Origin of the sequence: Aquimarina rubra (assembly GCF_042684305.1) — a bacterium.
GTDB classification, from domain to species: domain Bacteria; phylum Bacteroidota; class Bacteroidia; order Flavobacteriales; family Flavobacteriaceae; genus Aquimarina; species Aquimarina rubra.
Genome location: NZ_JBHULE010000005.1, coordinates 1 through 5138, shown reverse-complemented (window position 1 = coordinate 5138; position 5138 = coordinate 1). Strand labels below are relative to the sequence as shown.

Here is a 5138-nt window from a genome sequence, read left to right as displayed (position 1 = left end):
TAATCCCAAATGTCAATCGGTTCATCAACTTCCATTTCCGTAATGTCCGTCATTCCATTACCAAAACTGTTTTTAAATTCTATCTCTGTTAATTCCTGCGTCATTTTGGACATTATGCACAACGTTTAATATATGTGTCGTAGCAGGGCAAATTGTTACCCTGTTTTTCGATTTTTCTGCGCATTGGTTGCTAACTTTAAATTTCTGCAAGCATTGCGCCTTACCAAAATACAATAACTATTCGATCTATCACTTAACTGCTATGATCACATATATAGTGTTGTGCTACGTTTTTATTTGTTTATTTAACTTTAGTAAACCTTTATTTTTGTCGAATAATTTTAAGAGTTCTTCACTCAGCTTTTCCGCACTATTCTTGTCCGAAACAAGAATAAACAGCTCATCATTATGACAAGGTGATGTGTAAGATATTTGAATAAACAATCTAACATTTCTGCCATCATTAACTTTTCCAGAGTTAACTTCCTTATATGCATATTCTTCGTTGAACGGAATAATATACATTTCGTTTAAAAGTTTAGATGCTGCTAAGACGTCCACAAATGATTTAATTTTTTTTGAGTTCGCTTTAATATAAAAATGTTCTGGATTATCGTCAGCAACTCCAGTGTTTTCGTCAATGATTGCAATTAACAAGTCTGAATCGGGTAACATTAAAGTAGCATCAATACATTCAACAGAATTTTCTAAATCAATTTGATATTCTGTTTTCTTACTTGTCTTTTGAGAAAAACTTATCGTAAAAATTAAAAATATAATTATGTTCAAAAATATTTTCATTAAGCTTTTTTATGTAGCACAACGTGTTTGTGTATGGCTCGTGGCTTTTTACATCCGAGTGAGTTACACAAGATTTATATAATTTAAAGATATATAAATTTTGTGTATGCCAAGCCATGAGTTATACACGTTGTTGTACGCTGGCTTTTTATTCGTCATAAACTTCTTTGTATTTTTTTATTGATTTTCTCATCATCTCTATGAATTGAGGAATATGCTTTATCAAATTATGATCTTTATTGTATAAACTCTTTGGATAATCTTCATCTATAATTGAAGGATATCTGGTAGATTGTTCATGAGGGGCAGTTACTAATGATAAATTCACCCAAACGAATGAGACGTACGCATATTTGCTTTGTTTAATACTAATCTCCTTATAGCTTATTAGTTTGTTTTTAGATATTACATCACTCTTACTTATAAAATCTTCAGATATACTTTTTATGTTCTCATCTCCCTTAAAAAATTCTATGAAATGCTCATTAGTTTTTATGAAATCATCTTTGATTTCTGCAAACAACTTACCGTCATCAAAAGTCGGTTCTTTTTCTAATTCTTTAGCATCATCAATAAATCTTTCTATTGCTAAACTGGGAATTTCTTTGATTTTAAGAAGTTCAGAATTACTAACTTTTGAAAGAAGCCCTTTCAAGCTATCCAACTTCTCTTTTATTTTGCTTTTTCCTCTTTGATGAGGAGGAATCATGTCAGGAACTAATATTGGTGTTCCATTATATTTAGAAAGCTCATCTATTTGATTTTGATAAAGTTTTGTAAAAACTTTATGAGGTAAGTGCTTTATCTTTTTTGAAATGTCTTCTGGTTTAATAATTTCAATTCTGGTTCCAAATGACTTTACAAACTTTTCTACTGATTGTTGTAAATGAAATAAAGCTAAATTATAATGTTTAGAATTGTATAAAATCTCTGCAGAATTCAAATCTTGAATTGCTGTTTCAAATAATCTTTCAGAAATTGTCATATTAATTGAGTAGGATTTTAGCTTGCGTACAACGATTAATGTATGGTTTGTAGCGGACAAGCACACGGTAAATGTTCCGTCACAGCCCAAAGTTAATAAACCAGCGTGAAATTCCGTTAGGAATTTCCGCCGCTATGAATTATACATTTTGTTATGCACTGGCCTTTTTTATTCAGCCGTTACTTTGCAAACTTACCTAAGCAAAGCGATGATTACTTTCGTAACTATTTGCGTTATATTTTTTTGCATTCCCGCGATCGCTTTGCGACTTTGGGTTTAGCGATTACCAACACAAAATAGCGATGACCTTTATTCCGTCCGATGCTGATAAGGGAGAATCTTTGTGTCAGAAATTACCTTTATAAAAACACTCCGGTCTTTGACCATTATCCCGTCCGATTATTCATTCTGCTTTTCAGATTCCACATGCTTGTGCATAACGTTTAATATATGTGTCGTAGCAGGGCAAAATGTTACCCTGATTTTCGATATTTCTACGCATTGGTTGCTAACTTTTTCATTCTGCAAGCATTGCGCCTTACCAAAAATACAACAACCTTTCGATTCATCACCTTGCTGCTATGATAACATATATCGTGTTGCCAACCGTTTTTCATTCATAAAGTTGAGCTATTTCCACGTTTTCTTTTTCTTTCAGATGCTCCCAAACTAATTCACTATAGCACATTAAATTACTTCTGATTATACAGCCAAGATCAAAATGCTCAATGTCATACTTTTTTAAGTTTTTGCCTAAATTTCCAGTTCCTGCAAATCCACCCGAAAAGTGTTTTAATTCATCATTTTCCAAATCTTTTACGAATCGGTCTTTCATTTCTTCACAATTTAACTCACTATATTCAGTCAATATTTTTTCATATCGTTCATTAGAAAAGTGAATTACGGTCAAGTTAATTGTCAAAATGAAAAATACAATTGATATTCCGAATCCTGATAAAGTCAATAATTTCCTTTTCATTTTCAGATTCCGTGGCAGGAAAAAGAAAACAATGATTAATCCAACTAAAATTACAGAAAGGTGAAATTCCGATTGATATACTTTTTCCGGAAGTTTGTAATAGCTAAATATTCCAAAACCAATTCCGAAAATTAGCATTGTTAATATTATGTATTTCAATTTAGCGTACATATTTTCTCATATGGTTGGCAACGTTTAATATATGTGTCGTAGCAGGGCAAAATGTTACCCTGATTTCGACAAAAACTGCGCATTGATTGCTAACTTTTATTTTCTGCAAGCATTGCGCCTTACCAAAAATACAATAACCTTTCGATTGATCACCTAGTTGCTATGATCACATATATGGTGTTATGCATTGTTTTTAAACTCCATTTACTAATAAATTTGAGTATTTTTCAGTATCAACATTAATAGTGATTTTCCAATAGCATGAACCTCCGTCATATACTTCGTAAAACTCATTTTTCCAATGTTCCATTTTTTGATCTTCTAAAGTTGGTATTGCTAAAACGTCACAAGATACGTTTAAGAGTATTATTCGGTTATCATTCTTATCAATGTATGGTATATATTGTTTAAATAGATTGTTATTTATGTTTTCAAGAATTGGTTTCTTTATAAAATCAAATTTTTTATCAGCAATAGCTTTTTTCAAGACTTTATTTACGGTTTCTAGATCACTTTTTTTTGGATTCCAAACAAGGTAACCATATTCAGATTTTAATCGTTTATTATATTCAGAATTCAAAAGTATAGTTGATCTTTCATTATTTAATTTTCCACAAGAAAATAAAATGGAGAAAATGAGGATTATAAGATTGAATTTTGAATTCATATTTGATAATGCATAACGGTAAATATAACAAACGTTGTCGTCCCGAAGGGCGACCATGTTTTGTTATATAGTGTTAGCGTTTGTTCATTAATTCAATATAAGTATTTCCAAGTGATTTTCCACATCGCCATTTCGAATCTTGAGAGGAATATCCAACTCCAAAAATTAGGATTTCTTCTCCAATATCTAACTTTTTGATCTTTGAATACACTTCTTTTGATATCGAATCACCTTCAACTAAAATGTCTTTTTCATTACCTATTTTTATTCTGTATCTCGAGACATTAACTGAGAAGTCATATTTAAATTTAGGAATATAAACTTCTAATTTTGCATCTTTTAATTCCTCCAGAGTCATTTTTAAATTGAATCCAGAATCGCCGCCAATTCGTAATCTAGGTCTAGGTATATCTTTGATATCAAAATTCAGGGTATCAGATTTGATATTAATTCCGTTAGAATATGATTTTACAATGAGTTTTTTTGTTTGTGCTCTTGAAGTGGTACAATTAATATTATATAGTTCCATTTCATCTTTTAGAAGTAATTCGTTATTAGCGTTAAAAACTTGACTGCTATCCATTTTTGGAACATAAATTTTAACTTTATTTAGAATTCCTCGATACAGTACTTTAGGAGAATTAGTAAACTCCACAATGGGTTCAGAGTTATCCTGACAGAAAATACTGGAAGAAATAAATAAAAAAGGAATTATTACTTTAAATTTTCTCATTTATTTTTTAATAAACGCTAACGTTAAATATATGTGTCGTAGCAGGGCAAATTGTTACCTTGCTTTTCGATCTTTCTGCGCATTGGTTGCTAACTTTTCCATTCTGCAAGCATTGCGCCTTACCAAAAATACAGAAACCATTCGATTAAGCACCTAGCTGCTGTGATCACATATATGTTGTTGTGGCCAGTTTATTTATTTAATCTTGTTATCATAATCATAATATTCCAGAGAGAGAATAAGTCACTTCCTTTTTTCGTAATAAAAATCGTTTCTTTCCCGTCAAATTCAGTAACTAACAATTCGCGTTCGTTGCGTTTTTTAATTTTTTTGAGTTTAGTTTCACCAGCTTCTGCTTTTTCGAAATATTCTTTCCGATTTTTAGAATCCACATCTTCAATTGCATCTAATTTTACAGAGTGGAGTTTTGTTCCATCATACCCAATAATTCTTTTTGTTCCCAATGCTGTCCAATTATTCTTTGAATCCGTAAATAGTAAGATTATTTTTCCGCTATCTTTTTCGTCAAAATGATTTAAGTATTTCATTTTGACTTCGTCAGTCAAATTCTCAAATAAAAAGACATTTTTATTCGGCAGATTATGTTGAGAAGCTCTCCACTTAATTCTATCTTCTATAAATTCGACTGTTTTGCGCATTCAGTTTAATTGGCTACAACGTTTAGTATATGTGTCGTAGCAAGGCAAAATGTTACCTTATCGTTGACACATCTGCGCAAACTTTACCTTATTATGATATTTTTACTAGTCTTGCGCTTTCCTAAATATACACAAACCATTTG

The 5138-nt window shown here is 31.0% G+C and carries 6 protein-coding genes; all 6 read right to left on the bottom strand.

What is annotated here, in order from left to right; genetic code table 11:
- Positions 1 to 285: 285 nt before the first annotated feature.
- The 6 genes from ACFSR1_RS04130 to ACFSR1_RS04105 all read right to left on the bottom strand — a co-directional run bounded on the left by ACFSR1_RS04130 (position 286) and on the right by ACFSR1_RS04105 (position 4995).
- A complete protein-coding gene (locus tag ACFSR1_RS04130; RefSeq protein WP_378289924.1) occupies positions 286 to 801 on the bottom strand; it encodes a hypothetical protein in 516 nt (171 codons plus the stop codon).
- A gap of 148 nt (positions 802 to 949) precedes the next feature.
- A complete protein-coding gene (locus ACFSR1_RS04125) occupies positions 950 to 1786 on the bottom strand; it encodes a HEPN domain-containing protein (protein WP_378289923.1) in 837 nt (278 codons plus the stop codon).
- Between the two features lie 613 nt (positions 1787 to 2399).
- Positions 2400 to 2765 carry a hypothetical protein gene (locus ACFSR1_RS04120; protein ID WP_378289921.1) on the bottom strand — a complete coding sequence of 122 codons (366 nt, stop codon included), beginning with the start codon at positions 2763 to 2765 and terminating at the stop codon, positions 2400 to 2402.
- A gap of 364 nt (positions 2766 to 3129) precedes the next feature.
- Positions 3130 to 3603: a hypothetical protein gene (locus ACFSR1_RS04115; protein ID WP_378289919.1), complete on the bottom strand. Its 474-nt coding sequence runs from the start codon at positions 3601 to 3603 to the stop codon at positions 3130 to 3132.
- A gap of 73 nt (positions 3604 to 3676) precedes the next feature.
- Positions 3677 to 4336, bottom strand: coding sequence for a hypothetical protein (locus ACFSR1_RS04110; RefSeq protein ID WP_378289917.1), 660 nt, complete (start codon positions 4334 to 4336; stop codon positions 3677 to 3679).
- Between the two features lie 191 nt (positions 4337 to 4527).
- A complete protein-coding gene (locus tag ACFSR1_RS04105) occupies positions 4528 to 4995 on the bottom strand; it encodes a hypothetical protein (RefSeq protein WP_378289915.1) in 468 nt (155 codons plus the stop codon).
- Positions 4996 to 5138 lie beyond the last annotated feature (143 nt).

Coding starts and splice junctions, on each gene's coding strand:
- ACFSR1_RS04130 (WP_378289924.1), bottom strand. CDS start 801: ATGAAAATATTTTTGAACATAATTATATTTTTAATTTTTACGATAAGT.
- ACFSR1_RS04125 (WP_378289923.1), bottom strand. CDS start 1,786: ATGACAATTTCTGAAAGATTATTTGAAACAGCAATTCAAGATTTGAAT.
- ACFSR1_RS04120 (WP_378289921.1), bottom strand. CDS start 2,765: ATGAAAAGGAAATTATTGACTTTATCAGGATTCGGAATATCAATTGTA.
- ACFSR1_RS04115 (WP_378289919.1), bottom strand. CDS start 3,603: ATGAATTCAAAATTCAATCTTATAATCCTCATTTTCTCCATTTTATTT.
- ACFSR1_RS04110 (WP_378289917.1), bottom strand. CDS start 4,336: ATGAGAAAATTTAAAGTAATAATTCCTTTTTTATTTATTTCTTCCAGT.
- ACFSR1_RS04105 (WP_378289915.1), bottom strand. CDS start 4,995: ATGCGCAAAACAGTCGAATTTATAGAAGATAGAATTAAGTGGAGAGCT.